The sequence below is a fragment of the Azospirillum sp. TSH64 genome (genome assembly GCF_003116035.1).
GTDB lineage: Bacteria > Pseudomonadota > Alphaproteobacteria > Azospirillales > Azospirillaceae > Azospirillum.
This window is the reverse complement of the sequence record NZ_LGQW01000015.1, coordinates 3,961,769-3,987,554: the sequence shown is the minus strand read 5'-3', so window position 1 is coordinate 3,987,554 and position 25,786 is coordinate 3,961,769. Positions and strand designations below refer to the sequence as shown.

The following is a 25,786-nucleotide window of genomic DNA, read 5'->3' as shown; positions in this document are numbered from 1 at the left end:
TTTGATACCAATATGCCGACACTTACGGAGGTCCAGATGAGTGAGACGACTGAACGCGATCTGCAGGCGGTGAGGGATTATCTGGAGGCGTCGATGGCCCCCGATCCGGTGCGTGCGGCCAAACACGTGGCACCGGGCTTCATCTGCCGCTTCACCGGGCATCGCGTCTTCGACACCCCCAGCGGGCCGACCGGTTTCAATGCCGCGCGCTACAAATGGGTGAAGAAGCGGATCGAGCGCTATGACGTGGTGCCGGGCGAGACGGAAACCATCGTCTACAGCCTGGGCTACCTGTATGGCGCCTGGCCGGACGGTACGCTCTTCGACAACAACCGCTATGTCGACCGCTTCGTGGTGCGGGACGGGCTGATCGTCGAAACCGATGTCTGGAACGACAGCGCCGAATGGATCCTCGATCCCTCCTGCGCCCGCTGAGTTAAGCTGCCGACCGCCGGTCCTGGCGCCCTTATTCGGTGTAGGGCGCCAGGATATCCATGAGGTCGCGGCTCCGGGCGCCCGAGCTTTGCAGCAGCGCGCGGGAGGCCACGGCCTCCAGATGCTCGTCCATCAGGGCGCAGGCCTTGTCGGCGGGGCCGGTCCGGATCGCCTCGATCAGTTCCAGATGCTCATTCACTGCGCATTCGGACGAATGGGGCCGGCTGAAGACCGCCAGCGACAGCCCGGCGCGGTAACAGATCTCCGTCACGTAGCGGATCAGCACGGGCTTGCCGGTCATCTCCGCCAGCCGGACATGGAACTCCGTCGCAAGGCGGATCGAAATCCCCTCGGCACCATGCCGGGCCTGATGCTCGGCCTCGACAATCGCCGTCAGCTGCTTGACCTGGGCCTCGGTCAGCTTGCCGGCCAGATGGCGGACGACCTGCCGCTCCAGATCGACCCGGATGTCGAAGATGTCGCGCGCATCCTCGAAGGACGGCACGGCGACCACGGCGATGCGGTTCCGGCGCAGATCGACGAGCCCCTCAGCCGCCAGCTGCCCGAGCGCGCTGCGGGCGATGGTCCGGCTGACGCCGAAGCGTTCGCCCAGCGAATCCTCGGGCAGCCGGTCTCCCGGCGACAGCGCCCGCTCGATGATCGCGCGCCGCAAGGCGGTGCAGATCGCCGCGACACGGTCGCCACCGGTTTTCCCTGAACGCTTCTGCTCGCGCTTTTCCTCGGCCATCACCGCCCCCGCCTGCTCCGCCTTCCATAAGCGAGGCCGGTTGGGAATGCAACTCGCCAAGTGCCGCATTTGAATGCAGCAGCTCCGTGCACATGCATAAAATAAGTGCATGCAAAAACTGTATGCACTTTTTGTCAGCCGGTTTGCGGCTTCTCCTCCGTGGAGCTTGGCCCCTCAACGAAACTGGCGCACCCGTTGCATACAGTTTCACCGATCCGCCACGAGGTACGCCGCATGTCCCGATCCGAAGCCCTCCCGCAAGGCCACCCGTCCATCTCCCCAGCCATAGCCCCGGCCATAGCCGTCGAGCTTTCGCAGGCCGCCGTTTCGTTCGGCAAGCCGGGCAAGACGGTCGCGGCCTTGCAGGAGACCAACCTTCGGATCGCCGAGGGTGAATTCGTCGCCCTGGTGGGGCCGTCGGGCTGCGGGAAATCGACGATCCTGCGGCTGACGGCCGGCTTGCTGAACCCCACCCGGGGGGCCGTCATCGTCGGCGGGCGCGAGGTGGGGGCCAAGGCGCTGCGCATCGGCATGGCCTTCCAGAACCCGACCATGCTGCCCTGGCTGACCATCGAGCGGAACGTCATGCTGCCGCTGAAGATCGTGCGGCCCTTCCGCTCCGACTATCGCGCCAAGCGCAGGACGGAGTTCCGCGACCGGGTGCATGCCCTGCTGGCCGATGTCGGGCTCGACAAGTTCGCCAACCATTATCCCTGGCAACTGTCGGGCGGAATGCTGCAGCGCGCCAACCTGTGCCGCGCCCTCATCCATGAGCCGAGCCTGCTGCTGCTCGACGAGCCGTTCGGCGCGCTCGACCAGTTCACCCGCGAGGAGCTGTGGGGGACGATGCAGTCACTCTGGCTGACGCGCAAACCCACCGTGCTGCTGATCACCCACGATCTGAAGGAAGCCGGTTTCCTCGCCTCGCGCATCTGCGTGATGAGCGCCCGTCCCGGCCGCATCATCGACGATAGCGCCGTCGTCTTCCCCCGGCCGCGCACGGTCGAGATGACCTTCGACGCCGATTTCGTCGCCCTCAACCAGCGCCTGCGCGACCTCATCATCGATGCGCGCAGCGACACCGCGATCCAGGGAGCCTGAGCCATGAGCTACGAGCTTCGCCGCCGCCTCTGGGCCGCCCTCCTCATCCTCGGCTTTTTCGCCGCCTGGGAGATCCTCTGCCTCGTCCTCCAGGTCTCCGACCTGGTCCTGCCGCGCCCGACCCAGGTCTTCGCGACGCTGGCCGCGCGCTTCGGCATCCTGTGGCCGCATGTGATGCAGACCCTCTGGACCACGATGATCGGCTTCGTCCTCGGCGTCACCGTCGGGGTGGTCATCGGGGCGGCCATCGGCGTCTCGCGCACCGCCTACGACACGGTCTATCCCCTGCTGATCGGCTTCTCCTCGATCCCCAAGGTCGCGGTGGTGCCTATCTTCGTGTTGTGGTTCGGATCGGGTGCCACGCCAGCCATCCTCACGGCACTCGCCATGTGCTTCTTCCCCATCGTCGTCAACATCGCGACCGGCCTCGCCACCACCGAGCCGGAGCTGGAGGACGTGCTGAAGTCGCTGGGGGCCAGCAAACTGGACATCCTGTGGAATGTCGGCCTGCCCCGCACCATGCCCTTCTTCTTCGCCTCGCTGAAGATCGCCGTCACCTTCGCCTTCGTCGGCAGCGTGCTGTCCGAAACCGTCGCCTCCAACAAGGGCATCGGCAATGTGATGATGACGGCCTCCTCCAACTTCGACGTGCCGCTGGTCTTCGCCGGCCTTTTCCTGCTCGCCGCCCTCGGCATCCTGCTCTACGTCGCCTTCTCGCTCGTCGAGGCGCACGTCACCGGCTGGGCCACCCGCCGCCAGGGCTTTGCCTCCGCCTGACCCATCCTTCCGAAACGGAGCCTCCCCATGTTGAAAAAGCTTCTCGCGACGCTTGCGCTCGGCCTTTGCCTGGGCGGGACGGCGTCGGCCGACACCGACATCAAGTTCACGCTCGGCTGGAAGACCCAGGGCTCCGACGCGCCGTTCCTGCTGGCGTTGCAGAAGGGCTATTTCAAGGCGGAGGGGCTGAACGTCACCATCGACCAGGGCGAAGGGTCGGCGGCCACCGTTACCCGCATCATGTCGGGCGCCTATGACGCCGGCTTCGGCGACATCAACGCGATCATCCAGAATGCGGCGACCCGCCCCGGCGACATTCCGGTTATGGTCTATCAGCTCTGGAACAAGCCGCCCTTCGCCATCGTCTCGAAGAAGGCGACCAACATTGCCACACCCGCCGATCTCGTCGGCAAGAAGCTGGGCGGCGCCCAGGGCACCCCGACCACCCGCCTCGTCACCGTGCTCGGCACGCTCAACAAGGTCGACATGACCAAGGTCGCCATCGAGAACATGGGGCCGAACCTGCAGGAGCCGATGCTGATCAAGGGCGACATCGACGGCGCCCTGGTCTTCAACATCACCAGCTGGTTCAACCTGATCAACAACCGCCAGGATCCGGCCAAGGACTACAACTGGCTGCTGTTCGGCGATTTCGGCCTCGACCTCTATTCCAACGGCATGATGGTTTCCCAGAAGCTGATCCGGGACAACCCGGCCGCCGTCGCCGGCCTCGTCCGCGCGGTCAACAAGGCGGCGGTCGAGATCGGCGGCGATCCGGCCGCCGGGCTGAAGGCGGTCCTGGCATACGACAATCTGGCCAAGGAAGACCTTGAACGCGCCCGCATGATCTTCTCCTACGAGCATCTCATCGTTTCGCCCGAAGTCGACAGGCTCGGCCTCGGCGATGTCGACGACGCCCGCCTCGCCCGCTCCATCGGCATCGTGGTGGAAGGCTATCAGCTGACCGCCACGCCCAAGCCGGACCAGGTCTTCACCCGCCGGTTCCTGCAGCCGCCGGCCGACCGCAAGCTCGCCTACAAGACCAACTGACAGCGGGCAACAGGCCCGGCCGCAGCGACGGCCGGGCTCCACCAGAGGGGGAAAGAGATGAACGCCGCCCGGCCCGGAATGGTCACCAGCCCGCATCCCCTGGCCTCCGAAGCCGGAGCCGCCGTTCTGGCAAGGGGCGGCACCGCCATCGAAGCGGCGGTCGCCATCGCCGCCTGCCTGTCGGTCGTCATGCCGCATTTCTGCGGGATCGGCGGTGACGCCGTCTGGCTGGTGGCGGACCGGCAGGGGCGGCAGCGCTGCTTCCTCGGCATCGGACAGGCGGCGGAGACCCTGCCCGTCTATGACGGTGCCATCCCTCTGCGCGGACCGGCCTCGACGGTCACCTCGGCCTGCGCGGTCGACAGCTGGGGCCATGCCCTTGCCTACGGTGCGGACCTCTGGGGCGGCACCCAACCCTTCGCCGACCTCCTCGCCCCCGCCATCGCCCTGGCCCGGGACGGCTATGTCCCCAGCCGCTCGCAACAGTTCTGGTTCGATTTCCGCCGCGCCGAGATCCCGCAGTGGGAAGGCTTCGCGGAGCATTTCACCGCGGCCCCCGCCGCCCTCTTCAGGCAGCCCGGCCTCGCCCGCAGCCTCTCCCTGCTGGCGGAGGACGGTTACCGGTCCTTCTATGACGGGCGGCTCGGCCGGCAGCTGGCAGAGGGGTTGGCCGCCGCCGGCTCTCCTCTCCGTGCCGCGGATCTGGCGGCGACCCGGACGCGCGACGAGGCCTCCGCAAGCCTGGACTATCGCGGGCTGACGCTGCTGGCGCCGCCAGCGCCGACGCAGGGGCTATCCACGCTGGCGATCATGGGCATCCTCTCCCACTTCGATCTGGCGGCACTGCCTCCCACCAGCCCGCTCCGTTACCATCTGCTGGTCGAGGCGGTGAAGCAGGCTTTCCTCGACCGGCCGCTGATCGCCGATCCGGATCGTGCCGAACCGCTCCCCCATGATTTCCTCGATCCGCAGCGTCTGGCCGCCAAGGCCACCGCCATCGATCCGGCACGTGCCCTGCCCTGGCCCCATCCCTACCGGCACGGCGATACGGTCTATTTCGCCGCGGCCGACGAGCAGGGACGCTGTGCCAGCGTCCTGCAAAGCACTTATTTCGACTGGGGCAGCGGTGTCCCCATCGGCGACACAGGCATCCTCTGGCAGAACCGTGGCGCGGCATTCTCGACCGTCCCCGGCGACCGCAACGGGATCGAGCCGGGCAAGCGCCCCTTCTACACCCTCAATCCCGGCATCGCCCTCAAGGACGGGAACCCTCACCTTCTCTACGGCACCCAGGGTGCGGACGGCCAACCACAGACCCTGTCCGTGCTGCTCACCGGCCTGATCGATCACGGCATGACGCCCGAGGAGGCGCTCGCCCAGCCCCGCTTCCTTCTGGGCAAGACATTCTCCGACAGCCGCGACAGTCTCAAGATCGAGGCGTCCCTGGGTGAGGCCGCGATAGGGACTCTTTCCGCTCTGGGGCATGAGGTGGCGCCCCTTCCTGCCTTGTCGCCGATCTTCGGTCAGGCGGGAGCCATCAGGCTCACCGATGCCGGCACCTTGAGCGGCGCCCACGATCCGCGTGGCGAAGGCAACGCGATCCTATTCCAGAGTTAGGGCTGGTCCCCATCCCCAGCCGGTCGGATAGGCTTGGTTCGCCCAGGATGAAGGACGGACCTTGAGGTGGCCCCTCTTGCCAAACGACCACCTCGAACGCCCTTCAGATTACTCCCAGACAGGCATGGGAGCTTGACCTGTCGCTGACCGCCGCCGCGGAACCATGTCGCATATAGACGGGTAGGAACAGCAGGTGCCAACCGCCGTACCGCCGATCAGCGTGTAGGCCATCGACCCCCAAAAGACGGAATGCGTGAGGGAGATGAAGGCCAGCACCGCAGCGAGCGCGATCAGTATCACCGGCCGCGTCCACTGCACCATGGCTTCGATGACGGCGTGATGATCGTCGAGGCCGACGGTAGAGATGGACCCCAAACGACATCCTCGGCACTCCCCCGTGAAGGGCGCCGAACCGTCGATAGCGCAGTTGGGGGACCAGCCTGCTGGCTTCGCCCTGAGTGCCTGATGTGCAATGATTTCTAGGAAAGGTTGGTTGGGGGACTAGGATTCGAACCTAGGCTGGCGGAGTCAGAGTCCGCTGTCCTACCGCTAGACGATCCCCCAGACCGTCACCGGGGCGGCTCGTTCGCCGTGCCCCGTGGTGTGGGCGGGTTTATAGCGACCATGTGCCGGGCTGTGAAGAGCTTTTTTTCGATCCCGATGCATTTTTTTCCAACAACCGCCGCCGGCCCGCTTTTCCCAAGGCCGGCGGCGGTTGTCGTCATCGCGGAACGATACCGGTCATCGGGGCGACGATGTGGCGAAGGTCTTCGTCAGCCTCCAACTCCTCCAGCTTGCGGGGAAGGCGGCGGCGCCAGTTGGGGTGCTGGTCCACCGTGCCGGGAAGGTTGGGCTGCTCGTCGTCGGCCAGCGCATCTTCGATCTGAACCATCACGATGCGGGATGGCGTGCGCGACAGATAGGCGTGGACAGCGGCGGACAGCGCGATGCGGAACGGCTGGTCGCCGTCCTCCGTGGGATAGCTGTCCGGGCGCAGCCCCTCCCGCGACAGGGCCTGCAACAGGCGCCAGCGGTCGACACCGCGGTCCCAGCGGTCCTTGTCGCGGCTGGCATCGTCGGGATAAAGGCCCAGCCGTTTGCGCCAGTCGAGGTCGCGGCCGGTCCAAAAGCCCTTGAAGGGTGCCAGATCATGGGTGCTGACCGTCGCCATCGAACCGGCCGGATACTCACCGGGGGACTTGAAGCCGCCGTCGGCGGTGCGCTCGAAATAGAGCACGCGGTAGCTGAGAATGCCGGCCTGCTCCAGGGCCGGGCGGAAGCCGTCCGGCACGGTGCCCAAATCCTCGCCGATCACGACGCACCGGTTCCGCCGGCTCTCCAGCGCCACAATGCGCAGCAGGTCGTGAAAGGGATAGGCGACATAGGCGCCGGGGCTGCCGTCCTCCGGAATCCAGAACAGGTGCTGCAACGCCATCACATGGTCGATGCGCAGCGCTGCGGCATGGCGCATGTTGGCACGCAGAAGCTCGATGAAGGGGCGGTAGGCGGACTCGCGCAGGCCCAGCGGCGACAAAGGCGCCAAGCCCCAGTTCTGGCCGTTCATGTTGAACTGGTCGGGCGGGGCTCCGACATTGGCGCCCTGCACCAGCATCGCCGGATCGGCCCAGGCGGAGCCGCCGCCGGGGTGGGCGGCAACGGCAAGGTCGCGGTAGAAGCCCATGGCAAGGCCGGCGGAGCGACCGCGCGCCGCAGCCTCGCCCAGCTGGCGGTCGGCTTCGAACTGCGCCCAGGCGAAGAAATCGACGCGGTCGGCGTGCGTCGCGGCGAAATCCGCCACCTCGGCGCTCTGCGGGTCCTGGAAGGCGGCCGGCCAGCTCCGCCACATCCACTGTGCGGAGTCCTGGCGGAAGAAATGCTCGTGCAGGGCATCGAACAGGGCATGGCGGTCGAGCGCCGCCCCCATCTCCTGCCGAAAGGCGGCATAGGCGGCCTTGCGCGGGTGGTCGTCGGGGAGGCTACGGAAGCGGACGTGCAGGGCCTCCAGCAGCGGCAGCTTCAGCGCGGCGACGGCGGGGTAGTCGACCAGTTCCGCCTGCCGGGCCGACGCCAGCGCAGTCTGGAAGGCGGGCTCCGCGATCCGGGCCTGCAGATCGTCGGCACCGGCGAATTCGGGAACGGCGGCCGGGTCGATGTAGAGGATGTTGAGGAATTGACGGCTGGACGGCGAATAGGGGCCGATGTGGTTTGGGTCCGCCGGGAACAGGGCGTGCAGCGGGTTCAGCCCGACCAGCCCGGCGCCCAGCCGCCCGGCGACTTCGGCGAAGCCGGCGAGGTTGGCGAAATCGCCCATGCCCCAGTCATGCTCCGACCGCAGCGAATAGACCTGCAGGCCGATGCCCCAGCTGCGGCCGGCCGGCACCAGCTCCTCAACCGTCACGCAGCGTTCCGGCGCCACGATCAGGGTGGTGGAACCCGACAGTCCCGTCCCGCCACCGGCCTCGACATGCAGGTCCAGCCGGTGATAGCCGATGGGCAGGGACACCGGCAGAAGGGCGCCCAGTGCACGGCGCTCATAGGCCGTGCCGTCCAGGGTGGTGCGGTCGGTAACGGCCAGGTCGCGGACCGCGGCACGGCCACCCTGGGCGGTTCCCCCCTCCGGCGTCAGCTCCCACACCAGCGCGGCCTCGTCCAGGCCGGCCGGCAGGGCGACATCCAGACCGATCCCCTGCCCTTCCCCGCCGATCAGGACCGGCGGCAGCGGACGGCTCCAGGACCGGCGTTCGACCGTGCGCAGGCTGTCGGCGACCTCCCCGTCCGTGGCGGCCTGCAACCCCATGGCGGCGATCAGCGACCGCTTGGTGGCGGCGGACGTCTCCCGCCGGTTGCCCCAGATGTCGTGATAGTGGGGTTCAAGTCCAAGCAGATCGGCCAGCCGGTCGAGAGCACTCATGCAGGGTCCCCGCGGGTTGTACGGAAGGAAGGGTGGGGCTTAGGGATTGGGGCGGCAACGGCCGGCGTCAATGCCGCACGGCGGCCTATGCCATCGGCGCTCTCCAATCAGCCGGCTCCCATCAGCCGGCAGACAGGGCCGTGCCGGCGGCAGCCGGCAACGAGGCGGACAGTGCGACGGGCCGGGTCGCGCCCTCATTTGCGCCCTCGTCGGCCGCCGCGGCGGTGGAGGCCGTCAGCGCCGCCGCAGCGGCGGCCTTGGCCTGGGCGATCTGCTCCAGCCGGCTGCGGTAGCCGGCAACGGCCGACGACACTTCGTGCGTCATCGCCTCCAGCGCGCGGTCGGGATCGACGGCCTGCATCAGGGCACGGGACAGCGCCTGCAGCTGGTCGCGGTCGTCGGCGGCAACCGGACCGGTTTCGGCGGTGGCGCGCACCTTGTCGGCCAGCGTCTTGATCGCACGGGCCACCGCCTCGACGGGGGCATGGTCGCCGTCATCGCCCAGCCGGCGCAGCAGATCGTCCAGAAAGCCGCCGATGCGGCCGACATGGTCGATGGACATGCGGTCGGGAGCCTGCCGCGCCAAGCCGACCAGGGCGAATTCCACCAGGAAGGCAACCTGGATGCTGGCGCGCAGCCGCTTCTGCGTGGTGACGGTGGCGACCGCCTCGTTCAGCAGCATGCGCGCGCCCGACTGCGTCCATTGGCCGGTCGCCTTCAGCCTCAAGGTGTTGGGAGCGTCCAGAACCGGAACCTGCGCCCCTTCGCGCGGCGATTTGCGGCGGTCGGGTCCGATGTAGTCGGCGGTGACGACGAAGCCCTTGCGCGACTCGATCAGGCTGACGATGCGGTCGCGCACCTGCTTGGGCGACACCGGCTTCATCAGCAGGTCGTCGCCGCCGACATTGGTGACGCGGGTCAGCAGCGCCGGGGTCGGCGCCCAGGTGGTGACGATGACGCAGGCAAACGGGTTGGGCACCGTCGGTTCGTTGCGCAGGGCCCGGATGAAGTGGAAGGCCTCCGAATCCTCGCCGTCGGCATCGACCAGCACCAGATCGGGCATGACCGACCCCAGCAGGCCGGCGGCGGCCTTCACCGAATCGAACAGCTCCACCCGCCGGAAGCCCAGCCGGATCAGCACGTCGCGGAACACGCGCGCGGTGTTGAGCTGGCTGTCGATGATCGCGGCGTCGACCTGCGAGAAATCGTAATCCGGCATCGTCCTACCCGAAGCTCCGCTGCGGCTGTGACGGAAACGCGCCGCACAGCGTAACACACGTTGTCTCCGCCCGTCGCGGTAGCATCTCCGCCCGGCAGAGGGACAGTGGGCAAAGGATCGCAGGGCACCGCATGCCCCGTCTCCTGTCCAGCTCCTCACATGCCCGGCTGCTCCACCAGGGTGAAGACCAGGACCGTCCGCCCGTCGACCAGCGCCGACCGACCGGCCAGATGGATGCGCTCGTCTCCCGCCCCGTCGTCGATGCGGGTGTCCAGCACGCAGCGCCAGCCACGGCCGCCCGGCACGTCGGGCAGGGTCACGGTCAGGGTGTCGGCATGGGCGTTCAGCACGATCAGCAGGACGCCGTCGGACAGCGGCTGCCCGTCCGGACCGACATGGGTGCCGGCGCGGCCGTTCAGCAGCAGGACGATGCAGCGCGCCTGGGTGTTGCGCCAATGCTCCGCCGTCTTTTCCACCCCTTGCGCGTTGTACCAGACGATGTCCTTCAGCCCGTTTTCCGCCACCTCCCGCCCATGCAGGAAGAGCGGCCGGCGCAGCACCGGATGGGCCCGCCGGAGCGCGACCAGCCGGCGGACGAAGGACACCAGCGCCCCGTCGCGCCGGCTCCAGTCCAGCCAGGTGATGTCGTTGTCCTGGCAATAGGCGTTGTTGTTGCCGTCCTGGCTGTGGTCCAGCTCGTCGCCGGCCAGCATCATCGGCGTGCCCTGCGACAGCATCAGCGTCGCCAGCATGTTGCGCTTCTGCCGCGCCCGCAGCCCGGTCACCGCGGGGTCGTCGGTCGGCCCCTCCACCCCATGGTTCCAGGAGCAGTTGGAGGAATGGCCGTCGCGGTTCTCCTCGCCGTTCGCCCAGTTGTGCTTGTCGTTGTAGGAGACGAGGTCGTGCAGGGTGAAGCCGTCATGGGCGGTGATGAAGTTCACGCTGGCCCAGGGGCGGCGCCCGCGCTTCTCGAACAGGTCGGCGGAGCCGGCGATGCGGCCCGCCAGTTCCGGCAGCATGCCGTCGTCGCCGCGCCAGTAGCGCCGGACGGTGTCGCGGTAGCGGTCGTTCCACTCCGCCCAGCCCGGCGGGAAATTGCCGACCTGATAGCCGCCGGGACCGACGTCCCACGGCTCGGCGATCAGCTTCACGTCGGCCAGCACCGGATCCTGGCGCACGGCGTCGAGAAAGCCCGAACCGGGATCGTAGCCGTAGGGCTCCCGCGCCAGCACGGTGGCGAGGTCGAAGCGGAAGCCGTCGACATGCATCTCCGTCACCCAGTAGCGGAGGCTGTCCATCACCATCTGGACCACGCGCGGGTGGCTGAAATCCAGCGTGTTGCCGGTGCCGGTGTCGTTGATGTAGTGGCGCGGGTTGTCCGGCATCAGCCGGTAATAGCTGAGATTGTCGATGCCCTTGAAGGACAGGGTCGGCCCCAGATGGTTGCCTTCGGCCGTGTGGTTGTAGACGACGTCGAGGATGACCTCGATCCCCGCCTCGTGCAGGCGGGCGACCATCGTCTTGAACTCCGACAGGACGCCGGTGTTCATGTAGCGCGGTTCCGGCGCGAAGAAGCCGATGGTGTTGTAGCCCCAGTAGTTGGTCAGGCCGCGGGTGACGAGATGCTGTTCGTCGGCGACGGCCTGGACCGGCAGGAACTCCACCGAGGTGATGCCGAGCGCCCGCAGATACTCGACGACATTCTGGGTCGACATGCCGGCGAAGGTGCCGCGCAGATGGGCGGGCACATCCGGGTGGCGCATGGTGAAGCCGCGCAGATGGGTCTCGTAGAGAACCGTGTCGGTCCAGGGCACCCGGCGGTGGCGGTCATGGCCCCAGGTGAAGGCGCCGTCCACCACCCGGCATTTCGGCATGCCACGGGCGTTGTCGCGCCGGTCGAAGGATAAGTCCTCCTTGGTCGAGCCGACCCGGTAGCCGTAATGGGCGTCCGACCATTTGAAACCGCCGAACAGCGCCCGCGCATAGGGGTCGATCAGCAGCTTGTTCGGGTTGAAGCGGTGCCCCTCCTCCGGCTCGTACGGTCCATGGACGCGGTAGCCGTAAAGCAGGCCGGGCCGGGCGTCGGGCAGATAGCCGTGCCAGACCTCGTCGGTGTGTTCCGGCAGGGTGACCCGCTCCACCTCGCGCTGGCCGGTCTTGTCGAACAGGCAAAGCTCCACCCGCTCGGCATGGGCGGAGAAGATCGCGAAATTGACGCCGAACCCGTCCCAAGTGGCGCCGAGCGGATTGGGCTTGCCGGGCCAGACCGGGGTGCGCGCGGGGGAGAGGGGCATCAGCGGGCGGCCTGTGTGGTGGATGTCTTGGAGGTGATGGTCAGGGCCGGCGATGGGACGGGGGATCCGGCAGGTCGCCGGTCGGAAGGCCAGCGGATGGGACGTTTGGAACAGGATGAAACGGTTTTCGGGGCCTGTTCCAGTGTTCCACACTCTCGGCAGCACCGCACCTTGCGGTTTTCCCGCTGGGTCCGCAACGCGTCATCAAGGGAGGGAACGGGGTTCCTGTCGACCATCAGCCAGCGCACGCCTCACCGGTTCCCCGAAAAGACACAAGGGATCCAATAAGAAAGCCTCCCCCCGGCGGCGTCAAGGGAGGTTGGCAACATGGGCGGGTGGTCGCATTTGGCGATGATCGCCCTCTGCCGTCTCGGAAGAGGGTGTGAAATGCACCGCACCGGTCAGATCGGGAACGAACCGAACGAGGTCGCGACAGTGCAGTATCCCGTACAAGTCGGGGCCGTGCCTTCGGCACCCCCTCATCCTAACCTTCTCCCCAGGGGGGAGAAGGGATGGGTGTCGGGTTGGAGGAGCCGGTGCGGGTTGGGCGGAAGACGCTACTCGGCCGTCCGCTCCAGGATCAGCGTGCCCAACGGCGGGATGGTCAGGTCCAGCGAGTGGGTGCGGCCGTGCCAGGGGATCTCCTCGGCATAGACGCCGCCGCCGGGGTTGCCGATGCCGCTGCCGCCGTATTTCGCATCGTCGGTGTTCATCCGCTCGACATAGCGGCCGGGAAGCGGCACGCCGACGCGGTAGCCCTGGCGCGGCACCGGGGTGAAGTTGCACACCGCGATGACGATGTGCCCGGACTCGTCGGCCTTGCGCAGGAAGGTGAAGACCGAGTTCTCGTTGTCGTTCGATTCGATCCACTCGAAGCCGGACGGGTCGCAGTCGGTCTTGTGCAGCGGCTCCAGCTCGCGGTAGAGGCCGTTGAGGTCGCGCACGAGGTCGCGCATGCCGCGGTGCATCGGCTGGTCCAGCAGGTGCCAGTCCAGGCTGCGCGCCTCGCTCCACTCCTGCCACTGGGCGAACTCGCCGCCCATGAACAGCAGCTTCTTGCCGGGATGGGCGAACATGAAGCCGTAATAGGCGCGCAGGTTGGCGAATTTCTGCCAATCGTCGCCCGGCATCTTGTTGATCAGCGAGCCCTTGCCATGCACCACCTCGTCATGGCTGAGCGGCAGCACGAAGTTTTCGGAGAACTGGTAGATCAGCCCGAAGGTCATCTCGTGGTGATGGTAGCGGCGGTGGATCGGATCGCTCTGCATGTAATGCAGCGTGTCGTGCATCCACCCCATGTTCCATTTGTAGCCGAAACCGAGGCCGCCGAGGTAGGTCGGCTTCGACACCATCGGCCAGGAGGTCGATTCCTCCGCCACCGTCATGGCACCCGGCTGCTGGCCGTAGACCAGCTCGTTCATCCGCTTGAGGAAGGCGATGGATTCGAGGTTCTCGCGCCCGCCGAACTTGTTGGGAACCCACTCCCCTTCCTTGCGGCTGTAATCGAGATAGAGCATGGAGGCGACGGCATCGACGCGCAGCCCGTCCAGCTTGTACTGGTCGAGCCAGAACAGCGCGTTGCCCAGCAGGAAGTTCTGCACCTCCGTCCGGCCGAAATTGTAGATCAGGGTGTTCCAGTCCTGGTGGAAGCCCTGGCGCGGGTCGGCATGCTCGTAGAGATGCGTGCCATCGAAATCGCCCAGCCCGTGCGGGTCGGTCGGGAAATGGCCGGGCACCCAGTCGAGCAGCACGCCGAGGCCGGCACGGTGGCAGGCGTTGACGAAGTCCTTGAAATCCTCCGGCGAGCCGTGGCGGGCGGTCGGCGCATAGAGGCCGATGGGCTGGTAGCCCCAGGAACCGTCGAACGGATGCTCGGTGATCGGCAGAAGCTCGATGTGGGTGAAGCCCATGTCCTTGGCGTAGGGGATCAGCCGCTCCGCCAGCTCCTGATAGGTCAGGAAACGGTTGTCCTCCTCCGGCACCCGCGCCCAGGATCCCAGATGGACCTCGTAGATCGAGATCGGCGCGGTGCGCTCGGAGGCGGCCAGCTTGCGGCTCTGCCACTCCTGATCGCGCCAGTCGTAGGACGACAGGCCGTGGACGACCGAGGCGGTCGCCGGGCGCATCTCCGCCTGGAAGGCGTAGGGATCGGCCTTGGCCGGCATCAGGTTGCCGTTTGGCCCGCGGATCTCGAACTTGTAGCGCTGGCCGGCATGGGCACCGGGCACGAAGATCTCCCAGACGCCGACCTCCACGCGCCGGCGCATCGGCATCCGGCGGCCGTCCCAGTTGTTGAAGTCGCCGACGACGCTGACGCTGCGGGCGCTCGGCGCCCAGACGGCGAAGGCCACGCCGGCCACGCCGTCGACCTCGCGCGGGTGGGCGCCCAGCTTCTCGTAATTGCGCAGGTGGGTGCCTTCGGCCAGCAGATGGACGTCCAGCTCGCCCAGCATGTTGCCGAAGCGATAGGCGTCCTCGAACTCCTGGGTCGCCAGCGGGTATTGGGCGCGCAGGCGGTAGCGGAAACGCTCCGTCCGGTCGGGCATCACGGCGAGATAGAAGCCGTCCTGATGGATGCGCTCCGCCTCGCCGGCCGGCTCGCCGGTGGCGCTGTCGATCACCCACAGCTTTTCGGCACCGGGCACGAAGGCGCGGACCTCCACCGGACGGCCGGGCGCTTCCTGCTGCATGCCCAGCACGGCGAAGGGATCGCCATGGTCGGCCCGCGCGATGGCGTCCGCCGCCGCGCGCAGGGCCTCGGCCCGATGGTCGGCAGCGCGCTGTTCGGGGGTGCGGCTTTCGGAGACGCCGGTTTGCGCCTGGTCCTTGCGGGTGTCCGTCGTCATGTCGCTCGCCATTGGCCAAGTGCCCTTCTTCGTGGAGGCTCTGTCGTCTCGTGGACCATACCTGTCCCAACGCCGTCATCCCCGCGAAGGCGGGAATGACGGCCGACGCCGGAACGCCTTCTCCGGACGTGAACATACCCGCGGCGGTTTCGTCACACCATGCCCGCCGCGGATTTGTCCGGTTATTCCTTCGCGCCCGCCCCGTCGGCATCGTCGAGAAGGCCCAGCACACCCTTCACCGGGATGCCGATCCAGCTCGGCCGGTTCGCCGCCTCGTAGCCGATCTCGTAGAAGGCCTTTTCCAGCAGGAACAGGGTCAGCAGGCCGCGCGCCGTGCTTTCCGCCTCCGGCCAGGCCGGGCAGCCCTCGATGGCCGTGCGGTAGCCGTCGAGGAAGGAGTCGACACTGCGGCGTTCCCAGTCGCGGGCGGCGGCCAGCGCCGGGCTGTCGCCGCTGTTGGCCCCCTCGCCGGCACTGTCCAGCCGGAACAGCGCCGCCCAGGCCGCATAGTTGAAGGAGCGCAGCATGCCGGCCACGTCGCGCAACGGGCTGGACTTGGCGCGGCGCTCCTCCAGCGTCTTGGCCGGCTCCCCTTCAAAGTCGAGGATGTACCAGTCGTTCTGCGCCCGCACGACCTGCCCCAGGTGATAGTCGCCATGGATGCGGGTCTTGACCCCGCCGGCCGGCATCGACGCCAGCGCCGAGATGCGCTCCATCGCCTCGGCCCGGCGGGCCAGCAGCTGTTCGGCGTCGGTCCGCACGTCCGCCGACAGGCGGTCGAGCGTCCCCGGCAGGGCGGCGAAGGCAGCCTCGGCCTGGGTGCGGACGGCATCGGCCCAGTTCGCCAGATCGCCGGCGGCGATCGGCTCGGGATCGAAGGCCGGATTGCCGGTGCTCTGCGCCAACGCCCGGTGCAGTTCGGCGGTGCGCTGCCCCAGCGTGGTCATCATGACCAGATGCATGCCGAAGGGCTCGCCCGATTCGGCGGCGTCCTCGGTGCTGCCGGCGACGCCCAGGCGGATGTCCTCCAGCTGGCGCTCCAGCTCCTCCACCGTGCTGGCCCAGCCGTCGCCCTGGTTGCGGACGAAGGCCTGCGCCACCGCCAGGGCGGTCGGGGTGCCGTCGGCGGCGACCTGCTCCACCGTGCCCAGCAGGGCCGGGGTGTTGGCGAAGCCGACCTCGGTCAGGAAGCGGCCCATCTCGACCTCGGGATGCTCGCCCTCCACCAGACGGCGCAGCACCTTCAGCACGATCTGGCTGTCGACCAGGACGGAGGTGTTGCTCTGCTCCACGCCCAGGCGCCGCACCTCGGGCTCCGGCGACAGCTCGATGGCGCCCAAAGCCTCTGTCGCGGTAAAGCGGATGCTGTCCTCGCCGGCGGTCGCCTTCAGCGTGTCGCCGCGCCGCAGCGCCTCGATCAGCGCCAGGGCGAAGCCGTCGGCCTGGACGGCATCGTAGATGGCGCCGGTCCGCGGTCCGCGCCGCACCTTGGCCAGCGTGTAGGGCAGGAGCGGCCAGCCGGTGCCGCCGGCACCATCCTCCCAGCTCATCGCCATCGGCAGGAAATAGCTCTGCTCCGCGGCGTCGCCGTCCAGGCCGACCCCACTGAGGCCGACCTGCGTCCGGACCAGCATGAAGCCCTCGCCCGGCCCCGGAAGCTGGGCGGCGAGCGTGACGTGCGAGCGGGTGATGCGGCGGTCTTTGGCCGAGAACCAGCGCTGCTGCGGCAGGAAGCCCTGGAGGACATCGCGGCCCAGCTCATCCGCCGCCTTGCCGGTGGTCAGGCTGTGCCAGCCGTCGCGGACGACGACGGTCAGCAGGTCGGGCACCGGCTCCGGCGGGGTCTCGTGCCAGGTCGGCAGCTCCGCCTCGGCGGTCAGGGCGAACCAGTAGAAGCCGTAGGCCGGCAGGGTCAGCAGATAGGGAAGGTCGCCGATGGGCGGGAAGACGGTGCGGCCCAGCAGTTCGACCGGGATGCGGCCCTTCCAGTTCTTGAGATCAAGCTCGACCGCCTGGGCCGAGCGCGACAGGTTGGCGACGCACAGCGCGATCTCCGACCCGTTCTCGGTCTCCAGGCTGCGGATGTAGGCGAGGACCTTGCGGTTGCCGGGATAGAGCAGCGCGAAGCTGCCGCGGCCGAAGCTCTGGCGCTGCTTGCGCACCGCCACCAGCCGCTTCATCCAGTTCAGCAGCGAGGAGGGGTTGCGGGACTGCGCCTCGACGTTGACGGCCATGAAGCCGTAGATCGGGTCGAGCACCGCCGGCAGATAGAGCCGCGCCGGGTCGGCGCGCGAGAAGCCGCCGTTGCGGTCGATCGACCATTGCATCGGCGTGCGGACGCCGTCGCGGTCGCCGAGATAGATGTTGTCGCCCATGCCGATCTCGTCGCCGTAATAGAGCACCGGCGTGCCGGGCATCGACATCAAGAGGCTGTTCAGCAGCTCGATCTTGCGGCGGTCGTTCTCCAGCAGCGGGGCGAGGCGGCGGCGGATGCCCAGGTTGATCCGCATGCGCCGGTCGGCGGCGTAGAAGTTCCAGAGATAATCGCGCTCGGTGTCGGTGACCATCTCCAGCGTCAACTCGTCATGGTTGCGCAGGAAGATGGCCCATTGGCAATCGGCCGGGATGTCCGGGGTCTGGCGCATGATGTCGGCGATGGGATGCCGGTCCTCCATCGCCACCGCCATGTAGATGCGCGGCATCAGCGGGAAGTGGAAGGACATGTGGCATTCGTCGCCGCCCTTCTCCGGATCGCCGAAATAGGGCAGCACGTCCTCCGGCCACTGGTTGGCCTCGGCCAGCAGCATGCGGTCGGGATACTCGGCGTCGAGCGCGGCGCGGATCGCCTTCAGGACGTCGTGCGTCTCCGGCAAATTCTCGTTGTTGGTGCCCTCGCGCTCCTTCAGGTAGGGAATGGCGTCGAGCCGCAGCCCGTCCACCCCCATGTCCAGCCAGAAGCGCATGACCTTCAGCACCTCCTCCAGAACCTCGGGATTGTCGAAGTTCAGGTCGGGCTGGTGCGAATAGAAACGGTGCCAGTAATAGGCGTTGGCGACCGGATCCCAGGTCCAGTTGGACTTCTCGGTGTCGCAGAAGATGATCCGCGTGCCCTGGTATTTCTGGTCGCTGTCGGACCAGACATAATAGTCGCGGTGGTTGGAGCCCGGAGGCGCCTCGCGCGCGCGCTGGAACCAGGGATGCTGGTCGGAGGTATGGTTGATGACCAGCTCGGTGATCACCCGCAGACCGCGCTTGCGGCATTCCTCCATGAAGCGCCGGAAGTCATCCAGGTTCCCGTAGGTCGGGTTGACCGAGGTGTAGTCGGCGATGTCATAGCCGTCGTCGCGCAGCGGCGATGGATAGAAGGGCAGAAGCCACACGGCCGTCACACCCAGCTCCTGGATGTAGTCCAGCTTCTGGGTCAAGCCGGCGAAATCGCCGATGCCATCATTGTCGGCGTCGAAGAACGCCTTGATGTGCAGCTGATAAATGACGGCGTCCTTGTACCAGAGCCGGTCCTGCCGATCGATCATGAGTCCAGCACTTTCGAGAAGCGATTGACGGAACACGTGTCGCGGGAACACGGGACGGAAACAAGCCAGAGGGTCGAAGGTTTCACCCGGACGGCCGTCCGGCAACCCCTGACTTCCGGATAGGCGGGATGGCGGAAACCAAGGCGTACACCCTTCAGCGAGGGTGCCGGGGGCTCCGTTCGAATGCGCGGCAATCCGGAGTGGACATGGAGCGACACCGACGGATCTTGCGGGCGGCCTGATCGTACGTACCGCTTTGAGCGTATGCCGCAAGAGGAAGGCGATGCATGGTTCCTTCATCGTCGTGACCGGCGGCGGAGCAAATGGCGAGGTCGCGTCAGCCGTTCGGCATGTCGACCGCCAGCCGCGCCAGATCGCGCACAGCGCGGTCGAGTGCCGCCGGGTCGTGGGCGGCGAAGCCGAGAAGGAAGCCGTTGCCGGTGACCGCGTCAGCGGTCTCGGCATCAGCGCGGTAATAGCCGGACAGGCATGGCGTGGTCAGGCCGATGCGGGCGGCGCGCCCGGCCAGGACATGGTCGGGGCAGTCCGGCGGCAGGCGGAGCAGGACATGCATGCCGGCCTCGCCCGCCTCGGCCGTGGCAAAGCCGGCGAAGGCAGTCTCTATCGATGCCAGGATGGCAGTGCGCTTGGCGGCGTAAAGCGAACGCATGGCCCGCAGATGCGAGGCAAAATGGCCGTCGGCCAGGAAGCGGTGCAATGCTGCCTGCGGCACCACGCTGGTCCCGCCGTCGAAATGGCGGCGCGCGGCGCGCACCGGCTCCACCAGATCGGGCGGCACGACGACATAGCCGAGCCGCAGCGCCGGGAACATCACCTTGCTGAAGCTGCCGACATAGATCACCCGGCCGGCGCCATCCAGCCCCTGGAGAGCGGCCAGCGGCGGGCCGGCATAGCGGAACTCGCTGTCGTAATCGTCCTCCACGATCCAGGCGTCGCGCGCCGCCGCCCAATCCAGCAGGCGCAGGCGGCGGGCCAAGCTCATCGTCACGCCCAGCGGGAACTGGTGGGACGGGGTGACCAGCGCCAGCCGGGCATCCGCCCCGCGGGCCATGCCGGCGGCGACGTCGATGCCCTCCCCGTCCACCGGCACCGGCACCAGCCGCGCCCCGGCGCCCAGCAATGCTGCGCGGTTGCCGGGCCAGCCCGGCTCCTCGACCCAGGCCGCGTCGCCGGGGTCGAGCAGCAGCTGCGCCATCAGCGCCAGCCCCTGCTGCGCGCCGGAGACGATGACGACCTGCTCCGGCTCGCAACGCACGGCGCGGACCGCCCGCAGATAGGCGGCGATCTCCGCCCGCAAGGGGCCGTAGCCCAACGGGTCCGGCTCCGTCGCCAGCGCCCGCCCGCCATGGCGCCAGCAGCGGCCGATCAATTGCGCCCACAGGGCGAAGGGAAAGGCCTCCAGGTCCGGCGTGCCGAGCGCAAAGGGCCGCCCCACCCGGTCGCGGGCGATGGATGGCGCCTCCGCCAGCGCCCGGCCGCGGGCGGACAGCCCGACGCCCCGGCGCGCCTCATCGCGGCCGGCGGCACCGCCGGGTGCCGCATCGGGCAGGGAGGCGGCGACGAAGGTGCCGGCGCCGACCCGGCCGGTGACATACCCCTCCGCCAGCAGCGTGTCATAGGTGGTGACCACCGTGTTGCGCGACAGCGCCCATTCGGTGGCAAGCGCCCGGCTGGGCGGCAGGCGCTCACCCGGGCGCAGACGGCCGTCCAGCACCGCCTGACGCAAGGCGCGGTAGAGCTGGCGGTGGAGCGGCTCCGCCCCGTCCCGGTCGAGCGCCACCGGCCCCAGGCTGGACAGAACCGGACGTGCCGAGCGGGCCATGGCGATCCTCGCGAGGGTCAAGCAAAGCGGTCTCTGGAATTGGCCCCTATGGAATCGACATTCCGGACCTTTCAAAGGGGCCATTTTGCCGGCCATTCTGCAGCACCGCAACAGTCCGGCCTTGAGCACGACAATGACCAGCCTTCCCGCCGATTCCGCCCTCAACGATTCCGCCGCCGCCGTTTCCTCCGCCGCTCTGGCACAGACTCCGCGCACCCGCCCGGTGCGTCTGGGCGACCGCGGCAGCCATGAGGTCGCCCAGATCCACGCCATCATCGACGAGGCGCCGATCTGCCACGTCGGCTTCGTCGACGATGCCATCAAGGGCCATGGGTCCCCCTCCCCCATGGTGATCCCGACGGTTCCCTGGCGGGTGGGCGACGAGCTGATGATCCATGGCGCCTCGTCCAGCCGGATGATCCGCCGGCTGCAGGAGGGGGGCGAGGCCTGCATCACGCTGTCGCTGATCGATGGCTGGGTGCTGGCGCGCTCGGCCTTCCATCACTCCGTCAACTACCGCTCGGTCATGCTGTTCGGCTGGCCGCGGCTGGTGTCGGAGGAGACGGAGAAGCGTGCTGCCCTCGATGCGCTGATGGAGAAGATCGAGCCGGGCCGCAGCGCCAAGGTGCGGGCGCCCAACGTGCAGGAACTGAAGGCCACGTCGGTTCTGGCCTTCCCGATTGCCGAGGCGTCGGCCAAGCGGCGCTCCGGCCCGCCCGCCGACGATCCGGAGGATATGGCCCACCCGGTGTGGGCGGGCGTGGTGCCCCTGCGGCTGACCGCCGGCGAGCCGGAACAGGACCCGGCCCAGACCGCAGGGTGAGGCGCGGACGACGCTGACAGTTGGAAAAGAAAAAGGCCGCGACCGGGAAGCCCGGCGCGGCCTTTTTCCTGCGGTTTCTTCCGCAGGCGGGAAGGCCGTTCCGAAACCCCCGGAGCGGCCCCCTGCCAACCGTCCTTAGGACGACGGAGCGTTCAGCAGGCGCGGCAGGATCTGCGCACGACGGTTGGACGGCTCGCGGACGTTCGGACCGGTCTGGACCAGCAGCTGGCTCTCGCCCTTGCCTTCGGTCGTGATGTTGGCAGCCTGGATGCCCTTGGCGACCAGGGCCTTCTTGACCGCGTCGGCGCGACGGACCGACAGCTTCTGGTTGTAGGCCGGCGAACCCGAGGTGTCGGTGTGGCCGACGACGTGGATCTTGGCGCCACCGTTCTTCAGGATGGCCGACACCGCGTCACCGATCACGCGATCGGCGGCCGGGGTGATGTTCGACTTATCCCAGTCGAAGAACACCAGATATTCGCTCTGGACCGCGGCAACGGCGGCCGGAGCCGGAGCGGCAGCGGCCGGCGGGCACGGATAGCTGCCCTGATGGATGACGTAGCCGCCGTCAGCGGTGCGGGCGGCGACGCCTTCCGACACCTGACCGGTCCAGCCGATGACCGGGTTGCACCACTGGGTGCCCTTGCCGACCAGGCTCGCGTCCTGGGCATTGGCGGCCGCCGACAAACCGAAAGCGACGATGGCGGCCGGGATGGCAGCCAGACCCGCGCGAACAATAGTCTTCATTGTCTTCACTCCCTTCCAGAACCCTTCCCCATCAGAGTGCCTGCGGGGGATGAACGTATCAATCGAAGCAACGGCCCACGTGCAAGCGCGGCAGCGACCTTCCCAACATGTGGTGTGCGGCGATGTTCCGACACCTCAGCCGTTCGGCCGAACCGTACCTGTACCTTGACCTATGCTCCACTTCCATAGCAGCTTTTCCGGTATGATTCTGCCAAATCCGTATAACGGTGGCTGAGCACAGGAAAAACCGCGAGATCCTTTTCCGTAAGCTCGCGAACCGGTCTAGCAGGGCTGCCGGCCCACAAAAATCCGGACGTAACCCGCTTTCCGGGCGTCACCAGAGCACCGGCCGCGACCATCGCCCGCGACTCGACATAGGCCCCATCCAGGATGCAGGCCTTCATGCCGATGAAGCAGCCGTCTTCCAGCGTGCAGGCGTGCAGCAACGCCATGTGGCCGACGGTGATGTCGTCGCCGATGTAGGTGCCCTGCCCTTCGGAGGCCACGTGGATCACGGTGCCGTCCTGAATGTTGGTGCGAGCGCCGATTCGGATCTCGTTGACGTCTCCACGCACGGTGCAGCCGTACCAGATGCTGCTGTTCGCCCCGATCACGACATCGCCGATCACCGCCGCCGTTTCCGCGATGAACGCGGTTGGGTCGACGGTGGGCAGGATGCCGTTGAAGGCGCGGACAAGGCCAGTCATCAGGTCGTACCGAAGTCGTGCATGACGGGCCGGATTGAAGCACCGTAAGGCTTAAGGCACCACCTGATTTCGCATTGACAGGCCAAAGCAAATCCCGATTGGTGCCTCTGTGCAACAGTGCGGACAGGGGGCCACAACGCTGTCACAGCCCCCCACCTATCCTTTCGCGGTAGCCGATTACGGGAAAAGCGGCGCCTGATCGATGCCGGTCGTCTCGCCCAGCCCCATCATGACGTTCATGTTCTGGATGGCCTGACCCGACGCGCCCTTCACCAGATTGTCGATCACCGACACGATGATGGCGCTGCGCGGGGCACGGTCGGCGACAACGCCGATCAGGTTGTGGTTGGAGGCCCGGACATGGCGCGTCGCCGGCACCACCCCGGCCGGGGTCACGCCGACGAAGGGCTCGTCGGCATAGCGGGCGGCAAGCGTCGCCCGCAGATCGTCGGCGGTGACGCCATCGGCCATGCGGACATAGATGGTCGCCATCATGCCGCGGTTCATCGGCACCAGATGCGGGGTGAAGGAGACGGTGATCGGACGGCCGGCGGCCAGCCGCAGCTCCTGCTCGATTTCCGGCATATGGCGGTGATGGCCGACGCCATAGGCGTTGAAGCCTTCCGACACCTCGGTGAACAGGTTGGCCTGCTTGGCGTCGCGGCCGGCGCCCGACACGCCGGACTTGGCGTCGATGACGATGCCGCCCGGCTCGATCTGGTTCTCCAGCAGCAGCGGCAGCAGCGGCAGCAGCGAGCAGGTCGGGTAGCAGCCCGGATTGGCCACCACCCGCGCCTTGCGCACGCCCTGGCGGTTGAACTCGGTCAGGCCGTAGGCGACCTCCTTCTGCAGGTCGACGGCCCGGTGCTCATGCCCGTACCAGGTGGCGTATTCGGCCGGGTCGGTCAGGCGGAAATCGGCGGACAGATCGACAACCTTCAGCCCGCTCGGCAGGCCAGCGACCACCTCCTGCGTGGTGCCGTGCGGCAGGGCGCAGAAGATGAAGTCGAGATTGTCCCACTTCAGCTCTTCGATCTTCACCAGATCCGGCAGGCCATAGCCGCCCAGATGCGGGAACACCTCCGCCATCGGCTTGCCGGCCTGTCGTTCGGCGGTCAGCGCGGCAATCTCCACGTTCGGGTGGCGCAGTAGCATGCGCACCAGTTCGGCGCCGGTGTAGCCGGAAGCGCCCAGGATGCCGACGCGGATTTTCGAACCGCCGGACGTGCTGCCGAGAATGCTGGTCGAGGCCATGGAGGCAATGTCCTTCGCTGAAGACGATCTGAAGACGGGTGGAACCTGTATCCGGGATAAGCGAAAGCGTGATGACAGCGCAAAAAGAAAGGGGCGCCCCTTCCGGGGCGCCCCTCGCTTGTACCGTAAAGCAGCAGGCCCGTGTAGGGATTAGCGCTTCGAGAACTGGAAGCTGCGGCGGGCCTTGGCGCGGCCGTACTTCTTACGCTCGACCGTACGGGCGTCGCGGGTCAGGAAGCCGGCGGCCTTCAACGGCGGGCGCAGGGCCGGCTCGAAGTAGGTCAGCGCCTTGGAGATGCCGTGACGGACGGCACCGGCCTGGCCCGACAGACCGCCGCCGGCAACGGTGGCGACCACGTCGAACTGCTCCGAACGCTCGGTCACGCCGAACGGCTGGGCGATCATCATGCGCAGCACCGGGCGGGCGAAGTAGACCGACTGGTCGCGGCCGTTCACGGTGACCTTGCCGGAGCCCGGCTTGATCCACACGCGGGCGACGGCGTCCTTGCGCTTGCCGGTGGCATAGGCGCGGCCCTGGGCGTCCAGCTTCGGAGCGGCGAGCTCCTCGGAGACGGTCGCGGTGGCGGCAGCGCCCGTCAGTTCCTTAAGGCCGGAGAGGGTGGTGGTGACCTGGGCCATGCTTACGCGCTCCGCTTATTCTTCGGGTTCAGGGCGCCGATGTCGAGGGCGACCGGCTGCTGCGCATCGTGCGGATGCGTGGCACCCTTATAGACCTTGAGGTGGGTCATCTGCTGGCGGCCGAGCGGACCGCGCGGAACCATGCGCTCCACGGCCTTCTCGATCACACGCTCCGGATACTTGCCGTCCAGGATCTGGCCCTTGGAACGGCCCTTGATCCCGCCCGGATAGCCGGTGTGCCAGTAGAAGATGTCGGCGTCGCGCTTGTTGCCGGTCAGCTTCACCTTCTCAGCATTGATCACGACGATGTGGTCGCCGCAATCCATGTGGGGGGTGTAGGTCGGCTTGTTCTTGCCACGCAGGATGTTCGCCAGGATGCTGGCAAGCCGGCCGAGAACGAGGCCGTCGGCGTCGACGACGTACCACTTCTTCTCGATTTCGGTCGGCTTCAGATTGAAGGTCTTCATCGCCACACTCGTTTCTTCGAATACGGATCGGCTGGCCGCCGATACCGGGGCGCCGAAGCGGACGGTTTTCTACGGGCCGGAGCATGCCTCTGTCAATGGAAAAATTATCCTTTTATTTCAATGACTTGCAATCGCGGTAATAAGATACCGCGCTGGCAAACCCATTGATCTGAAACGACTTTTTATGAGGCTTCATCGGTACGGTAATGAGATACCGCAACGGTGACAGGGTCATGCGGCGGGATCGAGTAGGTTCCGGTGACATGGGCGACCGGCTCCGGATCGCCTTCGGAGAACAGCAGGATCTCGCCATAGGCCAGCCGCTTGCCCAGCTTCAGGACGCGCGCTTCAGCGATGATGGCGACGGGCGGCGGACGGCGCAGGAAGTTGATGGTCATGCTGGTGGTGACTGCCAGCTCGACCCGGCCGATCAGGCTCAGCACCGCACCGTAGAGCGCCACGTCGGCCAGCCCGAACATCGCCGGGCCGGTGACGGTGCCGCCGGGACGGACGAAATCGTCCTTGTAGGGCAGGCGCAGGCGGATCGTGCCGGCCCCCAGGCTTTCGACGACGACGCCGAAGTTTCCGACCAGCGGAACCCCCTCGCGGATCAGATCCTCCAGCTCCCCCTTCGTCATGGCGGGAACGGGAGCGGCGGCGGAACGGTCGACGGCGGACATGGGGCCTCTGTCGGTGATCTTGGTTGGACCACCGAACTGTGCGCCATCCCGTCCATTCGGACAAGTATGGTGCTACTCGGCCGGCTTGGTCTCCA

General features: G+C 67.5%; 19 protein-coding genes and 1 tRNA gene. 6 read left to right on the top strand and 14 right to left on the bottom strand.

From position 1 onward, the window contains the following. Positions 1-36 precede the first annotated feature (36 nt). The gene (locus TSH64_RS19510; RefSeq protein ID WP_109447466.1) at positions 37-435 is read left to right on the top strand and encodes a hypothetical protein; all 399 of its coding nucleotides are present in this window, start codon (positions 37-39) and stop codon (positions 433-435) included. A 31-nt stretch (positions 436-466) separates the two neighbouring features. Here TSH64_RS19510 and TSH64_RS19505 read toward each other — a convergent pair whose 3' ends face one another. After that, positions 467-1,183 (bottom strand): GntR family transcriptional regulator, encoded by a 717-nt coding sequence (locus tag TSH64_RS19505; protein WP_109447464.1) that lies wholly within the window; start codon positions 1,181-1,183, stop codon positions 467-469. Positions 1,184-1,417: 234 nt separating this feature from the next. On the opposite strand from TSH64_RS19505, the gene TSH64_RS19500 reads away from it, so the two are divergent. Genes TSH64_RS19500 through TSH64_RS19485 form a run of 4 tightly spaced genes read left to right on the top strand, consistent with a single transcriptional unit; the run spans position 1,418 to position 5,728 of the window. Further along, complete coding sequence (locus tag TSH64_RS19500; RefSeq protein WP_199237605.1) at positions 1,418-2,284, top strand: ABC transporter ATP-binding protein; 867 nt, start codon at positions 1,418-1,420, stop codon at positions 2,282-2,284. 3 nt (positions 2,285-2,287) lie between these two features. After that, on the top strand, positions 2,288-3,061 hold the full coding sequence (locus tag TSH64_RS19495; protein WP_109447462.1) for an ABC transporter permease: 774 nt from the start codon (positions 2,288-2,290) through the stop codon (positions 3,059-3,061). A gap of 27 nt (positions 3,062-3,088) precedes the next feature. Continuing rightward, complete coding sequence (locus TSH64_RS19490) at positions 3,089-4,111, top strand: ABC transporter substrate-binding protein (protein ID WP_109447460.1); 1,023 nt, start codon at positions 3,089-3,091, stop codon at positions 4,109-4,111. Positions 4,112-4,168: 57 nt separating this feature from the next. Next, positions 4,169-5,728, top strand: a complete 1,560-nt coding sequence (locus TSH64_RS19485; protein WP_109447458.1) for a gamma-glutamyltransferase — start codon at positions 4,169-4,171, stop codon at positions 5,726-5,728. Between the two features lie 490 nt (positions 5,729-6,218). On the opposite strand, the gene TSH64_RS19475 is transcribed toward TSH64_RS19485, so the two are convergent. The 7 genes from TSH64_RS19475 to TSH64_RS19445 form a co-directional block, all read right to left on the bottom strand. Then, positions 6,219-6,292: transfer RNA gene (locus tag TSH64_RS19475), tRNA-Gln, on the bottom strand. Positions 6,293-6,449: 157 nt separating this feature from the next. Continuing rightward, positions 6,450-8,639 carry a 4-alpha-glucanotransferase gene (gene malQ / locus TSH64_RS19470; protein WP_109447456.1) on the bottom strand — a complete coding sequence of 730 codons (2,190 nt, stop codon included), beginning with the start codon at positions 8,637-8,639 and terminating at the stop codon, positions 6,450-6,452. Between the two features lie 121 nt (positions 8,640-8,760). After that, positions 8,761-9,858 (bottom strand): response regulator, encoded by a 1,098-nt coding sequence (locus TSH64_RS19465; RefSeq protein WP_247873046.1) that lies wholly within the window; start codon positions 9,856-9,858, stop codon positions 8,761-8,763. A gap of 155 nt (positions 9,859-10,013) precedes the next feature. After that, entirely contained in the window at positions 10,014-12,152 is a 2,139-nt protein-coding gene (glgX, locus tag TSH64_RS19460) for a glycogen debranching protein GlgX (protein WP_109452832.1), read from the bottom strand. Between the two features lie 557 nt (positions 12,153-12,709). Next, positions 12,710-14,998: a 1,4-alpha-glucan branching protein GlgB gene (glgB, locus tag TSH64_RS19455; RefSeq protein WP_247873045.1), complete on the bottom strand. Its 2,289-nt coding sequence runs from the start codon at positions 14,996-14,998 to the stop codon at positions 12,710-12,712. 182 nt (positions 14,999-15,180) lie between these two features. Continuing rightward, the gene (gene treS / locus TSH64_RS19450) at positions 15,181-18,531 is read right to left on the bottom strand and encodes a maltose alpha-D-glucosyltransferase (RefSeq protein WP_109447451.1); all 3,351 of its coding nucleotides are present in this window, start codon (positions 18,529-18,531) and stop codon (positions 15,181-15,183) included. Positions 18,532-18,868: 337 nt separating this feature from the next. After that, complete coding sequence (locus tag TSH64_RS19445) at positions 18,869-20,395, bottom strand: PLP-dependent aminotransferase family protein (protein ID WP_247873044.1); 1,527 nt, start codon at positions 20,393-20,395, stop codon at positions 18,869-18,871. A gap of 112 nt (positions 20,396-20,507) precedes the next feature. Here TSH64_RS19445 and TSH64_RS19440 point away from each other — a divergent pair, with 112 nt between their 5' ends. Continuing rightward, the gene (locus TSH64_RS19440; protein ID WP_109447447.1) at positions 20,508-21,197 is read left to right on the top strand and encodes a pyridoxamine 5'-phosphate oxidase family protein; all 690 of its coding nucleotides are present in this window, start codon (positions 20,508-20,510) and stop codon (positions 21,195-21,197) included. A gap of 135 nt (positions 21,198-21,332) precedes the next feature. On the opposite strand, the gene TSH64_RS19435 is transcribed toward TSH64_RS19440, so the two are convergent. The 6 genes from TSH64_RS19435 to TSH64_RS19410 form a co-directional block, all read right to left on the bottom strand. After that, a complete protein-coding gene (locus TSH64_RS19435) occupies positions 21,333-21,944 on the bottom strand; it encodes an OmpA family protein (RefSeq protein WP_109447445.1) in 612 nt (203 codons plus the stop codon). A 170-nt stretch (positions 21,945-22,114) separates the two neighbouring features. Beyond that, a complete protein-coding gene (locus TSH64_RS19430) occupies positions 22,115-22,651 on the bottom strand; it encodes a gamma carbonic anhydrase family protein (RefSeq protein ID WP_098737137.1) in 537 nt (178 codons plus the stop codon). 177 nt (positions 22,652-22,828) lie between these two features. Beyond that, positions 22,829-23,905, bottom strand: coding sequence for an N-acetyl-gamma-glutamyl-phosphate reductase (gene argC, locus TSH64_RS19425; protein WP_109447443.1), 1,077 nt, complete (start codon positions 23,903-23,905; stop codon positions 22,829-22,831). Positions 23,906-24,055: 150 nt separating this feature from the next. After that, on the bottom strand, positions 24,056-24,544 hold the full coding sequence (rpsI, locus tag TSH64_RS19420; protein WP_098737139.1) for a 30S ribosomal protein S9: 489 nt from the start codon (positions 24,542-24,544) through the stop codon (positions 24,056-24,058). Between the two features lie 2 nt (positions 24,545-24,546). Next, on the bottom strand, positions 24,547-25,011 hold the full coding sequence (gene rplM, locus TSH64_RS19415) for a 50S ribosomal protein L13 (protein ID WP_109447441.1): 465 nt from the start codon (positions 25,009-25,011) through the stop codon (positions 24,547-24,549). A gap of 182 nt (positions 25,012-25,193) precedes the next feature. After that, entirely contained in the window at positions 25,194-25,691 is a 498-nt protein-coding gene (locus TSH64_RS19410) for a PaaI family thioesterase (RefSeq protein ID WP_247873043.1), read from the bottom strand. Positions 25,692-25,786: the final 95 nt, after the last annotated feature.